This window comes from Pseudoalteromonas arabiensis (genome assembly GCF_001550155.1).
In the GTDB taxonomy this organism is placed as follows: domain Bacteria; phylum Pseudomonadota; class Gammaproteobacteria; order Enterobacterales; family Alteromonadaceae; genus Pseudoalteromonas; species Pseudoalteromonas arabiensis.
This window is the reverse complement of sequence record NZ_LRUF01000026.1, coordinates 438450-460208: the sequence shown is the minus strand read 5'-3', so window position 1 is coordinate 460208 and position 21759 is coordinate 438450. Positions and strand designations below refer to the sequence as shown.

Annotated in this window: 21 protein-coding genes and 1 other RNA gene; 9 read left to right on the top strand and 13 right to left on the bottom strand. The window is 40.6% G+C overall.

Annotated features, from left to right (window positions below):
- The first annotated feature begins 81 nt into the window (after nt 1-81).
- From PAARA_RS19215 to PAARA_RS19205, 4 genes are read left to right on the top strand one after another with little or no spacing between them, the layout of a single operon-like run.
- On the top strand, nt 82-774 hold the full coding sequence (locus PAARA_RS19215) for a DUF2786 domain-containing protein (protein ID WP_062570592.1): 693 nt from the start codon (nt 82-84) through the stop codon (nt 772-774).
- A gap of 9 nt (nt 775-783) precedes the next feature.
- The gene (locus PAARA_RS20585) at nt 784-936 is read left to right on the top strand and encodes a hypothetical protein (RefSeq protein ID WP_157066238.1); all 153 of its coding nucleotides are present in this window, start codon (nt 784-786) and stop codon (nt 934-936) included.
- 2 nt (nt 937-938) lie between these two features.
- Nucleotides 939-1142 (top strand): excisionase family protein, encoded by a 204-nt coding sequence (gene xisR / locus PAARA_RS19210; RefSeq protein ID WP_062570591.1) that lies wholly within the window; start codon nt 939-941, stop codon nt 1140-1142.
- A complete protein-coding gene (locus PAARA_RS19205) occupies nt 1123-2379 on the top strand; it encodes a tyrosine-type recombinase/integrase (protein ID WP_083515362.1) in 1257 nt (418 codons plus the stop codon). The genes xisR and PAARA_RS19205 overlap by 20 nt, the downstream gene beginning before the upstream one ends.
- Before the next feature lie 68 nt (nt 2380-2447).
- Here PAARA_RS19205 and PAARA_RS19200 read toward each other — a convergent pair whose 3' ends face one another.
- Together PAARA_RS19200 and ssrA are read right to left on the bottom strand one after the other, a co-directional pair.
- Complete coding sequence (locus PAARA_RS19200) at nt 2448-3197, bottom strand: hypothetical protein (protein WP_062570589.1); 750 nt, start codon at nt 3195-3197, stop codon at nt 2448-2450.
- Nucleotides 3198-3395: 198 nt separating this feature from the next.
- Nucleotides 3396-3753, bottom strand: a transfer-messenger RNA (tmRNA) gene (ssrA, locus tag PAARA_RS19195).
- A gap of 276 nt (nt 3754-4029) precedes the next feature.
- On the opposite strand from ssrA, the gene PAARA_RS19190 reads away from it, so the two are divergent.
- A complete protein-coding gene (locus PAARA_RS19190) occupies nt 4030-5655 on the top strand; it encodes a DUF342 domain-containing protein (RefSeq protein WP_062570588.1) in 1626 nt (541 codons plus the stop codon).
- Here the strand turns inward: PAARA_RS19190 and rnt are convergent.
- Nucleotides 5639-6310 (bottom strand): ribonuclease T, encoded by a 672-nt coding sequence (gene rnt / locus PAARA_RS19185; protein ID WP_062570587.1) that lies wholly within the window; start codon nt 6308-6310, stop codon nt 5639-5641. The genes PAARA_RS19190 and rnt overlap by 17 nt on opposite strands.
- 216 nt (nt 6311-6526) lie before the next feature.
- Here rnt and PAARA_RS19180 point away from each other — a divergent pair, with 216 nt between their 5' ends.
- The gene (locus tag PAARA_RS19180) at nt 6527-7405 is read left to right on the top strand and encodes a flagellar protein MotY (RefSeq protein WP_062570586.1); all 879 of its coding nucleotides are present in this window, start codon (nt 6527-6529) and stop codon (nt 7403-7405) included.
- 25 nt (nt 7406-7430) lie between these two features.
- Here the strand turns inward: PAARA_RS19180 and PAARA_RS19175 are convergent, their stop codons facing one another.
- The gene (locus PAARA_RS19175) at nt 7431-8336 is read right to left on the bottom strand and encodes a DMT family transporter (protein WP_062570585.1); all 906 of its coding nucleotides are present in this window, start codon (nt 8334-8336) and stop codon (nt 7431-7433) included.
- Between the two features lie 399 nt (nt 8337-8735).
- On the opposite strand from PAARA_RS19175, the gene PAARA_RS19170 reads away from it, so the two are divergent.
- Nucleotides 8736-9938: an aromatic amino acid transport family protein gene (locus PAARA_RS19170; protein ID WP_193988599.1), complete on the top strand. Its 1203-nt coding sequence runs from the start codon at nt 8736-8738 to the stop codon at nt 9936-9938.
- A 70-nt stretch (nt 9939-10008) separates the two neighbouring features.
- Here the strand turns inward: PAARA_RS19170 and ggt are convergent, their stop codons facing one another.
- On the bottom strand, nt 10009-11667 hold the full coding sequence (ggt, locus tag PAARA_RS19165) for a gamma-glutamyltransferase (protein WP_062570584.1): 1659 nt from the start codon (nt 11665-11667) through the stop codon (nt 10009-10011).
- Nucleotides 11668-11722: 55 nt separating this feature from the next.
- Nucleotides 11723-12286, bottom strand: coding sequence for a GNAT family N-acetyltransferase (locus tag PAARA_RS19160; protein WP_062570583.1), 564 nt, complete (start codon nt 12284-12286; stop codon nt 11723-11725).
- A gap of 50 nt (nt 12287-12336) precedes the next feature.
- Here PAARA_RS19160 and PAARA_RS19155 point away from each other — a divergent pair, with 50 nt between their 5' ends.
- The gene (locus PAARA_RS19155) at nt 12337-12705 is read left to right on the top strand and encodes a hypothetical protein (RefSeq protein WP_062570582.1); all 369 of its coding nucleotides are present in this window, start codon (nt 12337-12339) and stop codon (nt 12703-12705) included.
- A gap of 46 nt (nt 12706-12751) precedes the next feature.
- On the opposite strand, the gene PAARA_RS19150 is transcribed toward PAARA_RS19155, so the two are convergent.
- A complete protein-coding gene (locus PAARA_RS19150; RefSeq protein WP_062570581.1) occupies nt 12752-14974 on the bottom strand; it encodes a TonB-dependent receptor in 2223 nt (740 codons plus the stop codon).
- Between the two features lie 509 nt (nt 14975-15483).
- Here PAARA_RS19150 and PAARA_RS19145 point away from each other — a divergent pair.
- On the top strand, nt 15484-16074 hold the full coding sequence (locus tag PAARA_RS19145; protein ID WP_083515360.1) for a LuxR C-terminal-related transcriptional regulator: 591 nt from the start codon (nt 15484-15486) through the stop codon (nt 16072-16074).
- On the opposite strand, the gene PAARA_RS19140 is transcribed toward PAARA_RS19145, so the two are convergent.
- The 6 genes from PAARA_RS19140 to PAARA_RS19115 are packed head-to-tail and all read right to left on the bottom strand — an operon-like array spanning nt 16055 to nt 21623.
- Complete coding sequence (locus tag PAARA_RS19140; RefSeq protein WP_062570579.1) at nt 16055-16903, bottom strand: hypothetical protein; 849 nt, start codon at nt 16901-16903, stop codon at nt 16055-16057. The two genes, PAARA_RS19145 and PAARA_RS19140, sit on opposite strands and share 20 nt — an antisense overlap.
- Nucleotides 16893-19292: a fimbria/pilus outer membrane usher protein gene (locus PAARA_RS19135; protein ID WP_062570578.1), complete on the bottom strand. Its 2400-nt coding sequence runs from the start codon at nt 19290-19292 to the stop codon at nt 16893-16895. Before PAARA_RS19135 ends, PAARA_RS19140 begins: the two co-directional genes overlap by 11 nt.
- Nucleotide 19293: 1 nt before the next feature.
- Nucleotides 19294-19992: a hypothetical protein gene (locus PAARA_RS19130; RefSeq protein WP_062570577.1), complete on the bottom strand. Its 699-nt coding sequence runs from the start codon at nt 19990-19992 to the stop codon at nt 19294-19296.
- Nucleotides 19992-20690, bottom strand: a complete 699-nt coding sequence (locus PAARA_RS19125; protein WP_062570803.1) for a fimbrial biogenesis chaperone — start codon at nt 20688-20690, stop codon at nt 19992-19994. The genes PAARA_RS19130 and PAARA_RS19125 overlap by 1 nt, the downstream gene beginning before the upstream one ends.
- 50 nt (nt 20691-20740) lie before the next feature.
- On the bottom strand, nt 20741-21217 hold the full coding sequence (locus tag PAARA_RS19120; protein WP_062570576.1) for a hypothetical protein: 477 nt from the start codon (nt 21215-21217) through the stop codon (nt 20741-20743).
- 46 nt (nt 21218-21263) lie between these two features.
- Nucleotides 21264-21623: a hypothetical protein gene (locus PAARA_RS19115; protein ID WP_228074440.1), complete on the bottom strand. Its 360-nt coding sequence runs from the start codon at nt 21621-21623 to the stop codon at nt 21264-21266.
- Nucleotides 21624-21759 lie beyond the last annotated feature (136 nt).

Below are 21759 nucleotides of genomic sequence, written 5' to 3'. Positions count from 1 at the left end.
TAGAAGTGGTTGATGCTGATAACAGGCCTGAGGCTAAACAGCCAAGGCAAGAATGTTTATTGTTTTAACTGTAGGTGACTTATGAATGACCTAGATAAAGTGGTTGATAAAATCAAAAAGTTATTGGCGATGGCCGCTGATACATCCAGTCCCAATGAAGCATTAATAGCAGCTAAAAGAGCTAGAAGCCTCATGGATAAATACCAGCTTACAAAGCTGGATATTGAGAAACAAACTGGCGATCAATTCTTAGAATCACAAGGTGACAATATTACACCTAAACGTTTGCGCTGGGTTTTGATATTGCAAAGATCTGCGGCCAGTTTAAATGACTGTGTTGGGGCTGTAACCCACGCTCCTGTAGTTAAGTATTTATTTCAAGGTTTCAAATCTGATGCAGTCGTAGCCAAGCTAACATTTGACTACTTGATTGAAGCTTGCAACAGGCAGTGTGAACAATCACAAGTTAAAGGAGCTTCAGAAAAAAACTTTTTCCGAATAGGGTTTGCTGAAGCAATTCACCGCCGCGCGATGGATATTAAGTCAGAACGAGAGCAGACATTCGTAAGTTCATCTGGTACGGCTTTAGTACCGCTCAAAGAATCAATGATAGTGGCACATTTTGGTGAATTAAAACCAATGAAATCTAAGCCATTACGCAAACCATCATTTCAAGAAATGCACTCATACCTAAAAGGTGAAGCAGCTGGTAACAAAGTGAGTCTTGAACGTCAAATCGAAGGCGAAGAAAGCCTTAAAATATCTAACTTTTAGGAGGTAGTCATGGCAAAGAAAGTAATCACGATATTAGAAGAGGCCGAGGGCGTAGTTATTGAAATTCGCACCAATGGCCGTAGCGTAAAATATGAGTGTGAAGACCTCGACGAAGCATTCGAAGTACTTCCCCACTTAGACGAACTGCAGGCTGGAGAATAACTATGACCGTTACATATGTAAAACTTGGTTGGGTGAAAGCCAAGATCATCGAACAGCACAAAGGCTTTACTGATGATGCACTCAATAGAATGCGCCAAACTGGTAAAATCGTAGAGGGTGTGCACTGGAAAAAAGTACGCGGTGTTGTTGTGTATAACTATGAAAAATTAGACGAGTATTTTGATAATGACGGCATCGGTGCTTGAGTTTTGTAAAAAGTATGAGGGTGTCACTATCCACGGTAAAAACATACGTATTATGTTCAGTTACCGTGGTGTGCGTTGCATAGAGCCCCTTAAAGGCATTTTGATATCTAAGTCAAATATCAAGTTTGCATCGAATAAACGTACCGCCATACTGCATGAGATTGCAACCAACCAATTTAACTACGCTAAGCATTTTCCTGATTCAGCAAAGGTAAGGTTGTTTGAGGGAAAAGGTGCAGTACCAACAGTGAACACTGCTTTAGACAAATGGCTAGAAAGAAACAAAGCCAACACCCGGGCAGATAACTACAAGCACAATTTAGCCAGGTGCAAATTATACATTCGCCCGCAATTTGGCGAGTTAAAGTTAGACAAAGTCACCTTAACCATGATCCGAGACTGGCGTGATTTAACACTCACCACGTTTTTATCGAATAAAACAATTAACGATGTGTTTATTCCCCTACGTGGCATATTTAAAGATGCAATGGCAGATAGGTTAATAGACTTTAATCCACTTGACCATTTACCTAATTTAAAAAGAAGTCGCTCAGAAAATTGTGACCCGTTCACCTTAGACGAACTACAACTAATAGAATCGCAGCCAACCGCTGATCAAAGTGAACTTAACGGGTTTTTATTTGCTTGTTGGACAGGTTTACGTGCATCTGAGTGCTACGCGCTTGCATGGGAAGACATTGATTTTGTAAAACGACAAATAAAAATCAGGCGTGGTGTTACCAAAGGCGATTATGCCTACACAAAGAATGACGGCAGCTACAGAACCATCGACCTACTAGACCAGGCATACGACATATTAATTCGTCAAAAAGCACTCTCATTTGCAATGCCGGCAATCAAAGTCGATGTGTTAAAAGATGACAACCGCAGCTATGAAAAAGCAGAGCTTAGATTTGTGTTTATTAATACCCTAAACCAAAAGCCACATACTGATGGCCAAAACGTTAATAAACGATTTTTACAAAAGCATTTAAAAAAATGTGGCATTCGCTACCGCGCTATAAACCAAGCTCGCCACACATTTGCAAGCCAGCTGCTTACCAAAGGCGTAGCCGAACGTTGGATAGCTCGCCAAATGGGTCACACATCCATCACCATGTTAGAAAAACATTACGGTAAATGGATGAACGAAGAAATACCCGACATGGCCGCGAGAGTATCAAAGATATTCTCAAGCCATAGTCACCAACGAAAAACTAAGCCGGCTAATCCATAAATACTTAGGCACAAAAAAACCCGCTAATTGAGCGGGTTTCTTCTGAAGTAATTGGTAATTTATATTAATCAATAATTATACTTCTCTTTCAAGTACGCTAATACTTCAGAACATCTTTTTTCCTCAATAATTAATGAATTAATAAATTCTTGCCGAACTGATTCATTTTCAATTACAAATTTTGCGCGATCTTCTAATGCCCCATGAATCATATCAATCTGCCCAATAGTTTTATCTAACAACATGATAATAATTTCAACATTGTAATCACTGATTTTATCTTTATTTATTTTAACCTGATTAGCTGTAGCCTGAATCCTCCAACAATAGGGGTTAAAGTACTTGCCAACCCAAGGAGGTTCATTCCTTTCAGGTATTAACTCCTTTGCTGCATCGCATCCTGCTTGTTCTAACTCGACGAAAGAGTTTACTAATAAATCGAATAAACGTTGTTGTTTGTCATACTCGATTTGTACTTGGTGTAATTTTATTTGTTCTTTTAAATTTTCTTTAGCCAATTGTTCAGATGACTTTATCGCTTCAGCAGTGTGCGTGTTAGCTAAAGCTTGCTCTTTATTACTTTTCGATTGCAAGTAAATAGTGAACATGACCCCCACAAAAGAAAAGAAGGAAAGTACGGGGCCCAGAACACCACCAAAAAAACTACCAAAGTGAGCCCATGTTTCTGTTGTACCACCATAACCAACACCCAAACCCTTTTCCCATAATAAGTAAGTCCCAGCGACACATAAAAGAGCAATGAAGATTAGTCCTGCTAATAAAAATACAGGTGGTTTGTTCTCACTATAGTTAGACATATATATCCCTTTGTTGTTTTAGACTTCCGAGAATGATTATGCAGTAACTGAGATCACTTTAAAATGAGAAACATCTAAATTGGATACAAACATTTAATTCAATAGATGTTGTGAGCTGGAAAATTATGAAATTGATCCAATACGGATCCATCAGAAAGAGAAAACCCTCGTAACTCATTGAATTACAAGGGTTTTTAATGGTGGAGCTGGGGGGATTTGAACCCCCGTCCGAAAAGCCTCGACCTTTGGTACTACATGCTTAGTATCGTCTTTTAGTTAACCTTTACAGCTCGGACGAACACGATCTGCAAAGGCGAGGCCGCTTAGTTTTAGCGCTTCAACCCCGGCCAGGGTTTCCATCGCGATCTTGTGTAGGGTGACACTTCAGAACCGGGCCCACAAGAATGCGCCGGAGAAGTGCTAGCGGGCTATTATGCCGCTAGAGCGTAGTTATCGTCGTTTGCGATTACTTTAGATTGCGGCTTTTTTACGAGGCCAACCGCACCTCGACATGCACCTCGGGCGTCTTGAATTCCGTCGAATCCTAATCAGCCCCTGAATTTGATATCTCATTCAGAGTGTAGGTGCAGTATAACTGAGTAATCTGTTTATACTCAAGGCATTAATCAGGATATTTTTGCTAGGCAGCTTTGAATGATGAAAAATCCAACAGGAAAAGTCAGTTTTTATACAAAATTTCACATTTGACGCATACAAGTTCTTAACATAATACTAAAGTTGTGCTCAAATAGGCCTGTTGTTACCTCATATAAAAAATAATTCCGTAGCAACGAACAATAATAATAACAGGCCTTTTTTCAGGACTCCCCAAATGTCGATGTTTACGTTCGATGAGCAAAGTGGATATGTCTCTTTGCTTGAGCACCCGCGTGATGCTGGTTTTCCGGTGACCAGTTCGCAGCTTTTAGAGCTGTTCGAACAATCTTCTTATGCTGAGTTTGAGCTAATAGACGCAAATATAGGCAAATTATTCACACCAAGTAGCCAACATAACACTCAATCACTTGTCATTGCCAAAGCGGTAGACGCGTCAATATCAATTAGTGTTGATGAAAAGAATATGGTTGCAGAAGCCAGTTTAACAACGGCCAAAGGTGGAAAAATAATCAGCATGGACGATGCCCAAGCCGCTTTGGCCGATGCAGGTGTAGAAAAGGGGGTAAGCCTACGTGCTCTTGATACCTTTTTAGGGCAGCAATTTAAGCAACCTGCAGGTGCACATTACAGTGCAATTGTTGCCCATGGTCGTATGCCTAAAGATGGCAACGATGCAAAATTCGTTCGGCTATGCCCTACCGCACAAGATAGAGTATTGAGCCCACAAGCTAAGTCTGGTGGAAAGGTCGATATGCGTGATTTAGGCGCCATTATTACAGTAAACCCTGGTACGCCGCTTATGCAGCGTATCCCAGCGACCGCTGGTGAGAATGGTTTCACTGTTTGTGGTGATGTGTTACCAGCCTCTGCGGGTAAAGACTTCCCGCTTGAGCCCTTTGAAGGCACCCGTATTGACCCTATCAACAGTAATATGTTGATTGCTGACTCTAAAGGTGTGCCTGTTGCGCTTCCTCGTGGTATGCGCGTCGATGATGTTTTATGTTTTCATCATGTTGATGTTAGCACAGGTCACGTTGATTTTGATGGCAGCGTCATCATAAGTGGTGACGTTAAAGATGGTATGCGTGTTAAAGCGACGGGCGATATCACCGTATTGGGCTTTGTGGAGTCAGCCACCATTGAGAGTAAAAGCGAAATCACTATTATGTTAGGGGCAATAGGTCGCAAGCGCGAAAATAACGAAGCCTTTACGTGCAATATTGAGGCTACACGCACAATTTCAATTGGTTACGCGCAATACTGTCATATAAAAAGTTCTCAAGATCTGTTTATCGAACGTCAAGCATTGCATTGCGATTTAAGTGCTCGCAGGCTTATTCGTGTTGGTAAGGCAAATAACCCGCGCGGTAAAATTATTGGTGGTAACATTTTAGATGCTATGCGTATTGAAACAGGTGAACTGGGCGCCCCCTCGGGTACAAAAACCCGTGTTTTCATCGCTCAGTATTGGCATGACTTAAAGCAAAAACAGCAACAAATCAGTGATTTTGAAAAGTTATTGGCAACTAAGGCTAGTGCCCTTCAACAAGCTCGTAAAAAAGCTAACAAAATACCTGATGCCGCTCAACGCGAACACTACATCAATAAAATAACGGCAAGTGAGCAACAAATTAAAATAAAAACGGCCAATACAAAGAAAAAGAAACAATTGGTAAAGCTTAAAATTGCTCGCTTACTGGCCACAAGTCGTTTAAAGGTCAATGAGCTTATGCACCCAGGTGTCGAGTTAAAAATAGCCCAGGAGAGTAAACAGTTTTCACGTATTTACCCACCTAGTTTGATGCGCTATTTAGAAGGTAAAATTACTCAGACGTTTTAGTCTCTTGTTCGGCCGTATCGGCTTGTTCTGATAACGGCCAACCACCTAGTTGTTGCCAGCGGTTGACGATTAAACAAAATAACTCTGCGGTACGCTCTGTATCGTAAAGGGCTGAGTGAGCTTGTTTATTGTCAAACTCAATACCCGCTGCGCGGCATGCTTTCGCTAACACAGTTTGACCCAGTGCTAACCCCGCCAATGAGGTCGTATCAAAGCTCACAAATGGATGAAATGGGGTGCGCTTAATTTTACATCGTTCAATCGCAGCATTTAAAAAACCATGGTCAAAAGCCGCATTATGTGCAACAACAACTGAACGCTGGCAACCCGCGGCCTTTTGCGCCTTGCGAACAGCTTTACAAATTTCTTTTATTGCTTCTTCTTCAGGCACAGCACCACGTAATGCAGAAAATGGCTCAATACCATTAAATTCGATAGCAGCCTGTTCAATATTTGCTCCTTCAAAAGGCGCAACATGAAAGTGTAAGGTATGGTCAATACTTAATACGCCATCGTCATCCATCTTTAAAATCGAGGCGGCGATTTCTAATAGCGCATCGGTGTCTTTATTAAAACCTGCCGTTTCAACATCGATAACAACGGGAAAAAAGCCACGAAAGCGTTTTGCGAAAAGAGTTTGTTCAGTATTTTCCATAGTCTTCTTGGTTTGCCTGTGTAAGCTGGTTATTATGTCAAAAACCAAGGGGGCTCTGCTAGAGCAAATATGATGAAATAGCAGATTCTCACCGCGTTTTTAGGCACAGTACTTGCTTTATACTTACCGATTCCCCTCATTAAGTCAGCTTTTGGGGTGTTAAAGCAACAAAATGCCAAATAGTTGGCATTGATGATCAGTTGGAGAATACCTGTGATGAAGCCTTCATTACTTTCTTTAAATTTAAGCCTTTTAACCTTGCTCGCCAGTGTGCATGCTACTGGTGCTATGCGTGAGTATGCAGCAACTGCCGATACCTCAAACTGGCAAATGGTTAAAACGTCGCGCCTTGAATGCCAACTAAATCATGAAGTTCCCTATTATGGCGAAGCCATTTTCAGCACAGCTGCCAGTAAAAATAAAGATGTAAATTTTAATCTTGATATGGTGGTACGCCCAGATAATTACAGTATTGCAGGTTTAAAAGCAGTTCCGCCTCGTTGGCGAGCAGGGTTGCCTGCCCGCGATATTGCAAATATGAAGCTGTTGCGTAAATTTGATGGCGAGCTGGGAAATAAAACAGCATGGGAAATGCTAACAGAGCTTGAAAAAGGCTACCAACCTACCTTTTACTACCAAGATTGGCAAAATACTGCCGACAAAATTGCCGTTGGCCTATCAAGTGTTAACTTTAAGCAAGCTTATTGGGCGTTTTTACAATGCCGCGATTCTATGTTGCCATACAGCTTTGAAGATATTTCGTTCACGGTTATGAACTACGAACCAAATACCAGTAAGCTAACTAAAGCCTCACAAAAACGATTAGAGAAAATTGCCGAGTACCTAAAACACGATACCGGCATTGCTTCTATTTCAATTTCATCATACACAGACAGTTATGGCGGTCGTTGGAACAACCTTGAGCTGTCTAAAAAGCGTGCCAAAGCGATTAAAGAGTACATTGTTGCTTTGGGTATCGATGAAAGCAAAGTCGATACCGAAGGCTATGGCGAAAAACGTCATGTTGCCAGTAATGACAACATTTTAGACCGTAATAAAAACCGTCGTTTAGTTATTCAAATCGCAAAAATGTGATAGCCGTTATTCGGCTATCACTCTCCTAACCCAAGCCTACTGGCTTTACACGCTTAATGCGTTTTAGCCACTTATCTCCAAACTGAAAACAAGCAAGGCTCAACATAATAATGGTTGCACCGACAATAAGTGCGTGATCTATTGTTTCGTTATTGAGTATTCCACCAATGGCAATTGCAAAGCTAGGCGTTATGAGAGTGGTAAGTGCCACCGTACTAGCGTTTAACTTTTGCAATACATGAAAATAAGCTAATGCGCCAATGAGCGACCCAAAGACACCCAAATACATAATTGAATACAACGATTTTGCGCTCCACATATGGCTATTAAACTGCCCATCAACAACTAACCATGTAATAAAAAACAAAGGGGTTACAAAAACTAAAGCACCAAACGTTGTCGCCATCGGATGAATCGCTATTTTAACCCGCTTAATCATTACACCACTTAAGCTAAAAAAGCATACCGCCATGAATACATATAACAGACCACTTAACTGCTCTACGCCCCCCTGAATGTGACGCTGACTGACTAAAAACAGCCCTATTAATGCACACCCTAAGGAGGCAAGTTTTATGCTACTGAATTTAGGTTCGTTAAGGATTTTTTGGGCTAGTAGCCCAGATAAAATAGGCGCCAAACCAAACATCAAAGAAATTAACCCAGATGGAACAGTTTTAGCTGCCATGTAGCTAAGTAGCATACCCCCAAAAATACCGATACTCGAATAGCCATACAAAAATAACGCACGACGGTGCCAAGGCACACGAATATTAGCCACGGCAACCACGAAAGCAGCCAACACTAACCCCACCAGCATTCGTAATAGAACCGCTAAGGTAGGAGCAACAGTTTCACTACTCCAAACAATACCCAATGGAGTTGTAGACCAAATAACCACCATGAAAAAATATGAGGCTTTTACTGGCACACGCTTATTCCTTTAAGAGGCGAAAAAAGCGGAAGAAAATTAGAGAGAATAACCAACCGCTTTGAACGCGGTTAGTAATATTTACTTTATTAACCGCAGAGCATAACTGACCACACGACTGACATTAGCAGGTGCGTATTACAATTATTTGGTCGGTTATTTGGCTGCATCATAATTATCAAAAGTAAATTGAAGAACATTAAGAATCCGACTAAATAATGGTTTTGTCAATACGTGTTGATAAACTTTATCGAATAAAATTCAGCCACTAACTCACACTAGGTTTGCACTTGTAAATCATAAGTTACATTTAATTTCTTTGATTTATAACAAAACTATTTAAGTTTTATGAAACAAGTTATATCTTGCTTGCCTCTCACGAAGTTTAAGGGGCAAGAAGTGCTTAAAAATAAAACAATCGGCAGCATGTTAATTGTTGCTGGCACCACCATAGGTGCAGGGATGCTGGCATTGCCCATCGCCTCCGCAGGGCTTGGTTTTACAACAGCGTTATCACTCATACTCATTACATGGGCTTTAATGACCTACACCGCACTACTTATGCTTGAGTTGCATCAGTATGCCGACAGAGACGCCACACTCAATACACTCGCAAAGTCTTGGCTGGGCAAGCGAGGACAGTGGGTGGCTAATTTTTCAGTGATGTTCTTATTTTATGCGTTATGTGCCGCGTATATCGCAGGCGGCGGTGCGCAACTACAAGAGAAACTCAACAATGGTCTATCAATGTCTTTAGCACCACAAGTTGGCTCGGTCGTATTAGCGATTGTGATTGGCACGGTTGTCACGCTTGGCACCAGTAAGGTCGATAAGCTTAATCGCGTGCTGTTTACCATCAAAGTATGTGTGTTAGCGAGCTTATTTTATATGCTTACCCCTTATGTTCATGGTCAGCATTTACTCGAAATGCCGCTTGAGCAAGGACTGATTCTATCGGCCATTCCTGTGGTGTTTACCTCATTCGGTTTTCATGGCTCTATTCCGTCCATTGTGAAATACGTAGGCTTAGATATTAAAACACTGCGTAAAGTAATGATTGCAGGTGCTGCTCTGCCTCTTGTTATTTATATTTTCTGGCAACTTTTAAGCCAAGGAATGATGAGTCAAAGCGATTTATTGCAAAGTCAGGGATTGCCAGGGTTTGTAAGTAGTGTTGCAAGCATCGCACACAGCCCTCATGTAGCAACGGCTGTTAACATTTTTGCAGACTTAGCACTGGCGACCTCTTTTCTTGGGGTAAGCTTAGGTCTATTTGATTTTTTTGCAGACACCTTCAAAAAAGGTGACGGCAGTAAAGATAGAATTAAAACCGCATTAATTACCTTTTTACCGCCTTTGGGGTTTGCCTTATTTTATCCTCAAGGTTTTATTATGGCGCTAGGCTATGCCGCCATTGCATTAGTGATCTTAGCCGTATTTTTACCTGTTGCTATGGTTTATAAACAACGTTGCAGTCACTCTAATACGGGTTATCAAGTTAAGGGCGGAAATATAGGTTTAGTGTTAGCTGCATTATTTGGTGTATTGATTATCAGTGCTCAAGGCGCACAAATGGCGGGACTTATTCCAGCTATTGGTTAAGCAAGTCAAGCTCAAGTAAAAAAGCACCCGAGGGTGCTTTTTTACTGTTTGCTGCAAACCATGAAACAAGCTAAAACACCATGGCCTTACCGCGACCAGATGCTTCAGAGGCAGCATCTAGCTTACCTTCTTTGTTAATAATGACATGCATATCACCAAAACGGCGTTCATTGAGTGTATAGCCCATTTTCTCAAGCGCTTTTACTACACTTGGCTCAAAACCGCTATGATGTCTAATGACATTTTTTGGCCATAATTGATGATGGAATCGCGGGCTATTTACGACTTGCTCTGCGGGCATATTAAACTCAACAGCATTTAAAATAGACTCGTAAACTGAACTAATAATAGTTGTACCACCAGGAGAGCCTGTGACCATTTTAACTTTGTTATCTTTTAATAGCATTGTTGGTGTCATTGAGCTTAGCATACGTTTATGAGGCTGGATCTCGTTTGCTTCTCCGCCTAGAGCACCAAACACATTCATCACCCCAGGTTTGGCGCTAAAGTCGTCCATTTCGTCATTCAAAATAAACCCGGCCCCTGAGACAACAACACCGCTACCAAAACTTAAATTTATTGTCGTGGTATTCGCAACCGCATTTCCCCACTTGTCCATAATAGAAAAATGCGTGGTTTGCTCACTTTCATGAAGCCCTGGTTTGATATTCTCGGTCGTGGAAATTGCATCAGGGCGAATGGTACTTGCACGTTTTGCAAGGTAACTATCGGCTAATAAAGCTGTTTTTGGTACATCATAAAAGTCAGGATCACCTAAGTACTCTGCACGGTCAGCAAACACACGTTTACCTACCTCAGAAAGTATGTGTACATAAGTGGTTGAGTTATGCGCAAGCGGCTCTTTAGGTTTGGCAAGGTCATACATTTTCAACCATTGCAAAATAGCAATACCACCAGAACTTGGTGGCGGCGAGGTTAATACTTCAAAGTCACGCCATTTGCCTTTTATAGGTGTGCGAGACTTTGCTTGATACGCTTTTAAATCTTGCTCGGTAATGATCCCGCCATGTTGCTTCATAAAGCTTGCAATAATTTTAGCCGTTTCCCCCTCATAAAAGCCGGCTTTACCTTGGTCACGAATGCGCTTTAAGGTTGCCGCTAATTCTGGTTGTTTAAAAAGCTTATCGGCTTTTGCATCAGCAAAATAATCAGCAAAATTAACCTTAACCGATTTTTTCGCCATGCGTGCAATATAGCGCTCGATACTCCCTGCCAGCTTTGGATGAACAATAAACCCGTCTTCAGCGAGCTTTAGTGCAGGCTCAACTAAGGTTTTCCATTCTAGTGTGCCATGCTTCTGGTGTGCTAACCACATACCCGCCACACTACCGGGAACGCCACTTGCGTGAATACCATACACAGACATGTTATCAATCACATTACCTTTTTCATCAAGATACATATCACGATGAGCCCCAGCAGGGGCTGTTTCACGGTAGTCGATAAAGTCCCCTTTGCCCTCTTTTTGGATCAGCATAAAACCGCCGCCGCCAATATTTCCTGCCTCTGGTAGAGTAACAGCTAGTACAAACTGAGCAGCAATGGCGGCATCTACGGCATTTCCCCCTTGCTCTAAAATGGCGCGTGCAGTATCACTGCTGTAGCTGTCAGGCATGGCAGCCGCTGCTTGCTTAGCAAACAACGATGTGTGAAAAAACAACACGGTAGCTACACATAACCCAGCCGCATACTTAGTTAAATTTGGCATGACACTTCCTTTTTTGATTTTATTTTAAGCATTAATACATGCCAGAGCATGCAAATCAATGAGTTGCGCTCAAAGGCGCTAATTGCTCTTTTGAGCACGAATAAAGCACTGCGGGTAACTCGCCGTGCTCATCACTATGTTGGTATTCTTTTACAAAACTAAGGCCCAGTTTTTTCATTACGTTTATTGAACCTAGGTTATCCTTTAATGCTGTTGCAGACAGGGATTTGACCTCTTTAAACTGGCTTACTGAGTGTGCAACAGCAAGTGCAGCTTCTGATGCGTAACCTTTGCCCCAGCTTATTTGTTTAAATCGCCAACCAATCTCTAGGTCACTATAATCAGGCTGTTCAAAAAAGCCCATGGGTCTCACTAGCACCCACCCTATAAACGTATTACTTTGAGTGATATTCACTTGCCACAACCCCCATCCTTTTTGTTCATTACGATAGGCATTCAAACGCGGAATAAATACGTCTTTGATCGATTGCAGCGAGGAGGTCTTGCCTCGTGTTAAGTACTTCATAACATCAGGGTCGTTATCAAGCTCATAAAGTAGCTGGGCATCATTTTCATCCATTAACCTAAAACTCAGACGCTTTGTTCTAGCTATGTTCATTTTTAATTGCTTATACTTATTTGAATGTTCATGAACCATTAGAGGAAAATATGAATAAATTAGCAAGCTTAGTTTTATTAGGTTGTGTAGCCTTGACAGGTTGCGAAGATGCCAACGAAGCTAAAAAGGACGCTGCCGAAGCTAAAGAAGAAGTAAAACAAGCACTAAACGATGCGTGGGATGAAGTAAAAGATACCACCAATGAGTTTAATGATGAATCTTTACAAGAGCTTCTGGAAGAAAGTAAAAAGATGGGCTTAAACATGTATGATGACGGTAAAGAAATTGCCATCGACGCATGGATTGAGAGCAAAGAAGCTGCTGGCGAGCTGTCAGAAAAAACTAAGCAAAAAGCAAGAGAACTTGCTGAAGAGCTTAGAGAAGCACGTGAAAAACGTGAACAAGAAAGTAATAATTAATAGAAAAGGGTAAGCAACTGCTTACCCTTTTACTTTACTGGTTAGACTATAGTTCAAAGTCTTTTTTGAATTTAAGACCAAACTCACTACGGTCATTGCTACGCATCACACCGACAAAGCCCGATTGCTGCAATCGACCTACATCATAAACTTCATTCAATACGTTTTCGCCATACAAGGTTACTTCAAAGTCACCGTATGGGTTTAAGTAAGAAATATTGAAACCTACAAGTTCACGTGACTCAATGTGTTCGCTTTGATTAAACACAGATTGACCCTGCATATCGCTGCGATATGAGTAATTCGCGTTAATAGCCAATGTACCGCCATTGCTTAAATCCATGAAGTAAGAAGGCGCAAGCATCACGGTCCATCGAGGAGTCAAAGCTGGCGAGTCACCTTTACCGATCCCCATTACGCCATCATCCACTTCTGTGATCTCTGAATCAAGATAACCAATGGCACTGCGCAGAGTAAAATCATCAGTGATGGCTATGGTTGTTTCTAGTTCAATACCCTGTGCTTTAGACTCACCGGCATTTTCAACAATCGTGACAAATCCGCCACCGGCTGTTGGATCTGAAAATGGTAGCGCTAAATCTGTGTAATCAGTTACAAATACAGCTAGCATCATTGAGATATTTTCGTGTACTTGTCCTTTTAGACCCACTTCATAGTTAATTGCTTTGGTTTCATCAAATGATACAAATTGATCTGGGCCGCCAAATGGACGAGGAGGAAAACCGCCTGTTTGATAGCCTTTTTGAATTTGACCATACAAGTTCATGTCATTTGACAGCTGATACGAGGCGTTGATATCCCATGTTACAGCATCAAAATCTGCGCTCACGAACTTACGTGATGGGAATGAAGGGAAAAGTGCATCAGCCTCTTTTTTATCTTTTGAATAACGAAGCCCCCCCCCTACTGTCAGCTCATTAGTCAGATCATAGCTTGCATTGATGTACGCTGCATACGAGTTTGTTTCTTGGTTAATATCAAAAAAGCCATAGTCGCCAAATGATGGGGTAACACCGTCATTCAAAAGCCCGTTGGGCGTGTTAAATGGGCTAAATACAAATGGACCAGAGCTGGTGAAGCCGTCTTCATTAAAGAAATATAACCCTGAAACGAAGTCCATATTGTCGAAGCTACCATTCAACTGGATTTCAAATGAATACTGATCTGCCCCCCCCTCTTCAGGGAACTCTGATAAGTTGAGCGCGACTGCGTCATCATCAAGACCCCCTTCGTACTCTGACGTACGATAACTTGTAATAAACTTAGCAGTATAGGTATTGTTGATATCCCAGTCAGCAATCAGTGACGTACCCCAACCAGAATAAGCGGTTGACTCGATACCTGCTACAGTCGTTGCCAAATCATCCGGATCGCTTGGTAGCATGTCTGCTGTCAATAACGGGAAATCGCCGTTAAATGGATCGCTTGCATCCAGCGGGCTTGTAAGCTCAATAGTGTAAGGTGATTGGCCTGACTTGTTATCAACCCCATCTAAAGAGAAAGTTAACGATAAGTCATTGCTAGCCTGCCACTTAAGTGCCATACGGCCACTTAACTCTTGCTCTTCCCCGATCTCTTTTTCTGGATTGGCAAGATTAATAGCTTCACCAACACCATCACGCTGTTTATATGACACACTTGCCGACATACTAAGTGTATCAGTTAAGCTGTTGTTGAAATAAACATCACCTGCCAAACGACCACGGCTACCTACTTTAGCTGTTGTTGTAATGATACCTTCATCACCTGGTTGCTTAGTAATAATGTTTACCGCGCCACCAAGCGTGTTGCGCCCATATAACGTACCTTGTGGGCCACGTAACACTTCAACACGATCAACATTAGGTAGTGACAGGTTTGAGCCCATTTGACGACCTAAATAAACACCGTCGAGGTAAACACCGACACCAGGATCTGTGGTGATCACATGATCTTGCAAACCTATGCCACGGATAAATACAGAAGCATGTGCTGCATTACCGACACCATAACGCGTAATATTCAAATTTGGCACATACTTACCAATGTCTTCCAAATTACTCATATTCGCTTTATCAATAAGGTTTTCACCTATTGACGTAACCGCTGTGGGTGATTCAAAAATACTTTCGGTACGCTTACGCGCTGTTACTTCTATTTTTTCGAAAGCATCTTGTTTAGCGGTGGTTTTTTCTTGTTCAGCTAATGCTGATGTAGATAAGGCGGCGAATATCGCGACACTTATTTGTGAGAGATGACGTAATTTCATTTAAACTCCAAAGGATACCGTGTGTGTTTTTTGCCTGTGAATTTTAGGCATAAAAAAAGATGCTTAGCGTTAAGCATCTTTCCCTTGGAGGGATATTATATGTCAGTTTTGTGAAAACATGTATAATTTTTTTAAAATTAATGAAAAAGTGTATAAAAAAACCTCTTTTTGTTTCATGTTCAGATGAAGCAACTAAACATAACGCATTAGAAAACTAAACTAAAATAAACGCTTATATGAATAGATTTAATGAATAGTGTAGAGAAAAAATATCACCAACATTAATAATAGAGTAATTGCTTAACAGTTCAAGGTTTTAAGGCAGTCTTTGAAGAAATAAAGGAATATTTTACCTCTCGATTTAGAAAAAAATTTATATTTTTATTACTAAAAATGTCTAAAACAGCTAAACACCAGTACTTTTTAACTATCGCAATGTCTCAATCTAATAGTTGAAAACCATTCATTAAAACTATATTTTTACGGTAATTAATAATACTGGTGTGGATATGGATAATCTCGTTAATAGAAAAAACAACAAGTCTTACTCTGTGTGTTCTCTATCTTATTGTGTTGCTGATGAAAGTGAAACATTACTTATAAATTTTGACTCCCTCAATATACTTACAACACAAGAAATGATAGCTCAATTTATGAACGCACGTGGTTACACTAATCTAGTGATTTTTAATATTCCTTACGATGCTGATGTAACCTCCCTCAAAGAGTGGCCAAAATTAAAAGGTTTATTTTATCAAGGTACTGAGGAACATATTTTCAAACAAGGCCTAGAAGCGATTGGAAAAGGGGATTTATGGTTTCCACGAACAGTGTCTGACACGTGGATGAGGGAATTACTTGCATCTGAAGAAAAAACGACTTTGCAATCTAATAACCTCACTTTTAAAGAGATTAAAGTTCTTAATTTACTTTGGGGTGGTGCAAGCTCCCCACAAATTGCAGATTCGTTGTTCATCAGTGAAGCAACTGTGCGTGTTCATTTACATAAAATCTACCAAAAGATAAATGTTAAAAATAAGCAAAAAGCCCTGCAATGGTGCGAAAAGAACTTAAGTAAATTTAGTAGTTCAGCGGACTAATTTGGAACCTAACTGTATCGGAATAATGACCTGCAGCTTGATTTTGAAATTGGGCCAACTTTATTTTTAGAGGTAATAAAAAAACAGTTTGATCCGAAAACGAAAATGTTTTTACTGAGCGCTGTTTAAGATCGATATTTCTTCCATTCATTATCAAGGAATAGTCAATAGCAAAGCGACTTTGGTAGAGAGTGTGTATTAACTTCCCTTTATTCTCGGAATCAACTTTTATAGCGACATCTGCGTTTGTAACCACTTTCAGTGTGGGTAACATCGCATATTCTTTATTCGCAACTAACTCTCCAAGATTAACAACGTTATGTGAACTACTGAAACCTAACAATGATAAGGACACATTGGCAGGTATGTTCACGTCAACGTTGAGTTCGTAATCATCCAACACCTCATTATTTTCATTCATTAATTGTAATGTTAGCCGATCACGATACTGACCTGCTTTGACGGGTGTACCAGCCGCTATAGTAAGCGCAAAGCTAGCTTGACCGTCTTCAACGGCTAATCTGCTTACTTGACCACTCAATAGCGAACTTGAAGAGGCAATATGATAAGGAATATGTTGATGTTGCCCGATAAATTGGAAGTTATTTTCACTACTTAGAGCCACATAAAGCGTGCAATCATCAGTGGCTGTCGTATAAAGTGTGAGCTGTTTTTCTGCGTCCGTTCGTTGTAAGGAATGATACCCAGAGAGATTATCAACACCTTGCTGAATACTTTCTATTGTCGCATCACATGTTGCCCAACTGGATAAAGGCATGAGAAAGAAAATTAGTATCGATTTTTTAGCTAAACGCATTTTACTGAACATAAATAACCCCTTTTCTTTGTAATTGTTGACCCTTTATCACGTCGATTAAAAGCGTTTTGTGAGTGACGCTTTTCAAAGAAATCTGGTACTGACAAGGTTTAAGACCTGTTAAAGCAAAACGTCCGCTTTTACTGGTAAAGAATGTAAGAGGCTTTGCTGCTTCTTCATCAATACATTTTGCAGTACCCACTTGTAATGCCAAAGGCTCGTTTTCAGTTGTTTTCAGCGTTGCAATGATAGAAATATTTGCATCGGTGCCAACGGTCACAACATGGCCGCTCTTGTATGAAGGATAAAATGTGATTGCACCCGCCCCAATATCATAGCCAGGTGCTAAATCATCAACATCTAGGGTTACTGTGGAATTATCGTAAGCGTTGATATCACTGAGTAATATTGTATTAAAGTCAGCATTACTTGCTCTGTACTGCGATTCTGTTCTACCTAAACTGATCTTTTTGCCGGATAAACTACTATGGGCAGATACTAAGGCAAAACTATCTTCAATTGGCTTTCCAACAGTCCAACTTGTATTTGCAAATGCAAGACTTGCTGCACCACTTAAGCGGCTTTGATGATAGGCTGTACGCGAGTTTAACTGTTTGTAATACGTTCCGTGATCAAAGCTTGCTAGAAAACGGTTAGCATTGTATTGGGTATTTAGATCAAAAATAGCTTCGTTTAGCTCATTCCTTTCAAGTCCAGAGCGAACGCTCAATGCGCCTACATATCGTTGATTACCATCTTGATTAAACTCAAAGCGAGTCTTATCACGTTTAGATTGATGGCTAAGCTTCACTCGTCGCGTATTTGAAAACTTATAAGTAATAGAGGCACTAAACCCCCATTGCGACTGTGCATTTATATCTTCCCACTGCCCGCCAAGTGAATAACGCCATTGATGGTTAAATAGCTCTGAAGAGAGCACAAGACCTGCTGATTTATCAAACTGTGCTTGATCATGACGTCGTGAAAACGTGGAGTACAAGGATGTTTGCATTCTCATTTCGGACACAATATTAAGGTTAGCTTGAATAAAATGCTCTCTTTGGCTTAACCCGTCACTTTGTAATCCAGAAAAACTTTGCCTACGATAATCTCGATTTGTGTATTCATAGCCCAATGTAAAGTCTACGCCATTATATGATGGGTCATTAAACGTGCTATAAACTAGGCGATAGGCATAGCCATCATTTAAACTTAAGGTATTTTCAAAAGCTAATTGACCTAGTGGTGTGGCATAGATTTGTTTTAAACCAATTTGCTGAGCATCTTCATTACCTTGTGCCGACATACCTATAGTCCAACTTGGCGTCACGCCATAATCTAAATACGAAGACAGTAGTGGTTTTTCCCAAGCATAAGTTAATTTATCTCGTAGTGAGCTTGGAAAACCTAAATGGACCTCATATTCCAGTTGCCCTTGTGCAAACAAATCTAGACCTGTGGTCACTGTAAAATTAACCAGTCGAACCACACCTGCGCTATCCGTTATTCGCAGCACAATATTGTTATTACCTTCGTCAAGAGGGATATCGTTCAATGAGTAAATACCTGCAGCTAAATTCAAACGTTGTACTAAACGATCATCCACAAGCACGTCAACTGATGAGGGAGACTCAAGCGTAAAGCTTTGTGATGCACTTGGCCGAATCGGCCTGTCAGAAACGAGAGAGAAATCATGAGCAAGCGATAGCCCTAGCATTCTAGTAGTGGATTGAAAATAACTTCCAGAACTATAGTTATCACCAATAGAAACGCGCATCCCTTGCTCAGGTAAGTCATGAATTAAACGTGTTCCAAGACGTTTAAAGTTACTTTTTTTATCATTTGACTCATATTCGGCTTCGTTCTCTAATACCCAACTGTGGAAGTTTATAACTCCTTCGGGTCTTACAGTCAGTTGCCTTTGCGTTAAATCTCGTTCTTTATCTAGTTGATACAAATAGCTTGAGCGTAGATTTAAATAGCCGCTCACGGAGGCTGGTTTTGTGGGTTTTAAGCCTTGACGATAGGACATCACACTTAGACTTTTAGGCTTTGTCATTAAAAGTGGCACAGTTATATCTAAACTAAAATCGAGCATAGAGAACGCCACTTCAATGCCTATCTTTTCTAACTTATCAACATCAATAAGCTGCTGTGAGTTAGCTTGGTTGGCAATATTTTCTTGGCTTTGCGCGAATAACATTGGCGCAAAATGTGGCTCAATCTCAGGCCACTTCAAAACTAACTTATCCTTTGGTGTAACAATCAAAGTAATGCTGCCAATCGCGTTTTTATTAATCCGTGTATCAACCGTTAATTCAATAGGCTCTGATGTGGGGTTGATCTGCCCATATATAGGTGCAGCCAAAACGAAGAAAACAAAGCAAATATAGGCACGCATGTTACTTTTTCAAAGTGACTGTAGGAGAAGTTAAATCGACATGTCCTTCTTTTAATATTGGAATAGAAACATGAGAGATGGCAGAAGGCGCAAAGAAAACATCGTAGCCCAATGCTTTTAGTTGCTGTTTATCAAAAGTTAGTTGCGGCTTATCCTTGGAACTAATAATGATTTCATACTCACTTAAACGTGAGGCCCCATCGCCAACATTACGAACATCAAAACTACATTGTTTTTCAAGACAGTCGATATTCTCAACGACTAAATTAGCCTCAAACGCTTGTTGATGCACGTGCACAATCATATTCACGTTTAATAACATTGTTAACTGCGATACCTCGCTTGTTTGCCCAGACACAACTTGTTCAACCAAAGTAACTTGATATGTTTTATCTGTTTTAGGGGTATCACCGTTCCAGCGAAACTGAATGCGTTGCTGTTCATTTTTCTTAAGGTAAATCGTGGGTGGAAACACCCAGATCGGTGGCTCGTCAAGATAATGGAATTGAGGCTGCTGCTTTGAAAAGTCAACCTCGTACACTTCTATTTCAAACGCTAAATCACGGTTTAACGTATTCCTTACCCTGCTATATGCTGGTTGCGAGGTCATCGTTGGATCTAAAGTAAGCACCATGGGGGTGACTTCTATAGCAAAACAAGATAGCGACATAAATAAATAAGCAACCAAACACCAGCGCATTAGAATAGCACCTCTAACTGACTATTTTGCGGTGAAAACTTAGCCGGCACTTTTATAGTTACCTCACGCTCAGAGTGCGGTAATAATAGCTTGCCACTCAAGGCTTTACTGAGCTCTTCACCTTCTAATAAAAGCTGCTCTTCTTGATTTTTAAAAAGCCACTTTGCTTGGGAAAGGCGTATAAATTTGTCACCTTCATTTTCAAGTAATATTTTCCAAACACCCGCTTGTTGCAACTGCTTTTCTTTAACTAATAACTTAGCCGTTGCTTGTTCTGGTACGACATTAAACAGTGTTCTAAAACTTACCGACATACCAACACCAGATTGTTTAATTTCATTAATATCGACAGGAACTTGATCAACAGCTATACGATACGACTTTGATACTGATATAGCGGGATCACCAATATAGCGAACCAATACAGATTGAGTTTTTCCAGGCTGAACGATTGTCGTCATAGGAATAATCAAAAAATCTTCCTCGTTAAGCTTCAGCTCTTCATCGCCCGCCTTGTTGATTTCTAAATCAAACGCTGTGAGCTCAATAGTTAATGGTTCATTTGAATTATTCATAACCCGAATTCTTTGCTGTGAATTTGAACCTGAAGGCTTTAACTCAGCAACCATGGGCTGAACTTGGAATGCATAACTATGTAATGACCAAAAACAAGTCAAAAATATGATTAAAAAGCGCATATGATCTCCCATAAAAAAGAGCAGCATTAGCTGCTCTTTTTTCATCAAGTTTAGTTAGCTGTAATAGCTAACATTAACGTATCAGCATAAGTACCAGAGAAAACTGGGTTTTGCGTAATAGTTAACTCGATTGTGCCTGCAACACCACCGGCAGCTAGAGCAAAAGAGCCTGGCTGGCTTTGCTCAACGCTTTGGTCGTTATGACCATTTTCAGCAACAAGTGTAAAAGCGAATGGGTTCGCATTTAATTCAGCAGTGTACCCTACCCCTTGGTCTTCGCGGTCTGCGTTTTGTAAGTGACCTTCGGCTGTCGTTAAAGACATTGTTGCGCCGTCAGCATCGTTACACTGCAAATCAAAGCCAATTGTTTTTGTTTGATCTTTTGCTAATGCAGGAAAATAGGTTGTTGTGTTTACATTGCTAACTTCACAAATTGACTCAACTGCACCACCAACGTTTAGGTTTTCCGCTAAAGCAGTACCAGAAGTAAGAACAGCGATTGCTGAAAGTGTGATTAATTTTTTCATTAGTTTATTCCTTATCCATGTTATTTAAGCATTATTTCTTAATGACTTACCAAATTCCGCCAGAACTGGCAGCTGGGGTCATTTCTATACGCAAGATATCCTTATACTCACCTGCATATATAAGTGGCTCTGTTAACTCTAACTGTAAATTCATCGTCTTCTTAAACAAGATTTGGTCAATATTCAGAGTGTGTGAATCGACAAGATTTCGCGCTAAAAATGATTCACTTAGCGATAGCCCTGCAACTGACAAGCTTACCCTGTACCCGTTGACTTTCCTGCCCTGTAAATGAAGTAATCCGCCATGCTCAGAGTGCAATGACATCCTCATTGGTGAGTTACAGTTAATAACTAACTCAGTGCTAACCAAACCATTATGTGGAAACTGCAAATCATTTTCTTGCATTGTAAAACCGCACTTTGCTTTTATGTATCCTTCCAATGTTAAACTCACATCATCGGAGGCTACACTGTAAAAAGTGCTGAAAATGAAAAGAACTAACATGCATTTTTTCATCATTCACCCATATCCTTTGAGCAGG

What these genes read in the sequence shown, in the direction of transcription:
- PAARA_RS19215 (WP_062570592.1), top strand. Translation starts at nt 82, where the DNA reads ATGAATGACCTAGATAAAGTGGTTGATAAAATCAAAAAGTTATTGGCG.
- PAARA_RS20585 (WP_157066238.1), top strand. Translation starts at nt 784, where the DNA reads ATGGCAAAGAAAGTAATCACGATATTAGAAGAGGCCGAGGGCGTAGTT.
- xisR (WP_062570591.1), top strand. Translation starts at nt 939, where the DNA reads ATGACCGTTACATATGTAAAACTTGGTTGGGTGAAAGCCAAGATCATC.
- PAARA_RS19205 (WP_083515362.1), top strand. Translation starts at nt 1,123, where the DNA reads ATGACGGCATCGGTGCTTGAGTTTTGTAAAAAGTATGAGGGTGTCACT.
- PAARA_RS19200 (WP_062570589.1), bottom strand. Translation starts at nt 3,197, where the DNA reads ATGTCTAACTATAGTGAGAACAAACCACCTGTATTTTTATTAGCAGGA.
- PAARA_RS19190 (WP_062570588.1), top strand. Translation starts at nt 4,030, where the DNA reads ATGTCGATGTTTACGTTCGATGAGCAAAGTGGATATGTCTCTTTGCTT.
- rnt (WP_062570587.1), bottom strand. Translation starts at nt 6,310, where the DNA reads ATGGAAAATACTGAACAAACTCTTTTCGCAAAACGCTTTCGTGGCTTT.
- PAARA_RS19180 (WP_062570586.1), top strand. Translation starts at nt 6,527, where the DNA reads ATGAAGCCTTCATTACTTTCTTTAAATTTAAGCCTTTTAACCTTGCTC.
- ggt (WP_062570584.1), bottom strand. Translation starts at nt 11,667, where the DNA reads ATGCCAAATTTAACTAAGTATGCGGCTGGGTTATGTGTAGCTACCGTG.
- PAARA_RS19160 (WP_062570583.1), bottom strand. Translation starts at nt 12,286, where the DNA reads ATGAACATAGCTAGAACAAAGCGTCTGAGTTTTAGGTTAATGGATGAA.
- PAARA_RS19155 (WP_062570582.1), top strand. Translation starts at nt 12,337, where the DNA reads ATGAATAAATTAGCAAGCTTAGTTTTATTAGGTTGTGTAGCCTTGACA.
- PAARA_RS19150 (WP_062570581.1), bottom strand. Translation starts at nt 14,974, where the DNA reads ATGAAATTACGTCATCTCTCACAAATAAGTGTCGCGATATTCGCCGCC.
- PAARA_RS19145 (WP_083515360.1), top strand. Translation starts at nt 15,484, where the DNA reads ATGGATAATCTCGTTAATAGAAAAAACAACAAGTCTTACTCTGTGTGT.
- PAARA_RS19140 (WP_062570579.1), bottom strand. Translation starts at nt 16,903, where the DNA reads ATGTTCAGTAAAATGCGTTTAGCTAAAAAATCGATACTAATTTTCTTT.
- PAARA_RS19135 (WP_062570578.1), bottom strand. Translation starts at nt 19,292, where the DNA reads ATGCGTGCCTATATTTGCTTTGTTTTCTTCGTTTTGGCTGCACCTATA.
- PAARA_RS19130 (WP_062570577.1), bottom strand. Translation starts at nt 19,992, where the DNA reads ATGCGCTGGTGTTTGGTTGCTTATTTATTTATGTCGCTATCTTGTTTT.
- PAARA_RS19125 (WP_062570803.1), bottom strand. Translation starts at nt 20,690, where the DNA reads ATGCGCTTTTTAATCATATTTTTGACTTGTTTTTGGTCATTACATAGT.
- PAARA_RS19120 (WP_062570576.1), bottom strand. Translation starts at nt 21,217, where the DNA reads ATGAAAAAATTAATCACACTTTCAGCAATCGCTGTTCTTACTTCTGGT.
- PAARA_RS19115 (WP_228074440.1), bottom strand. Translation starts at nt 21,623, where the DNA reads ATGCAAGAAAATGATTTGCAGTTTCCACATAATGGTTTGGTTAGCACT.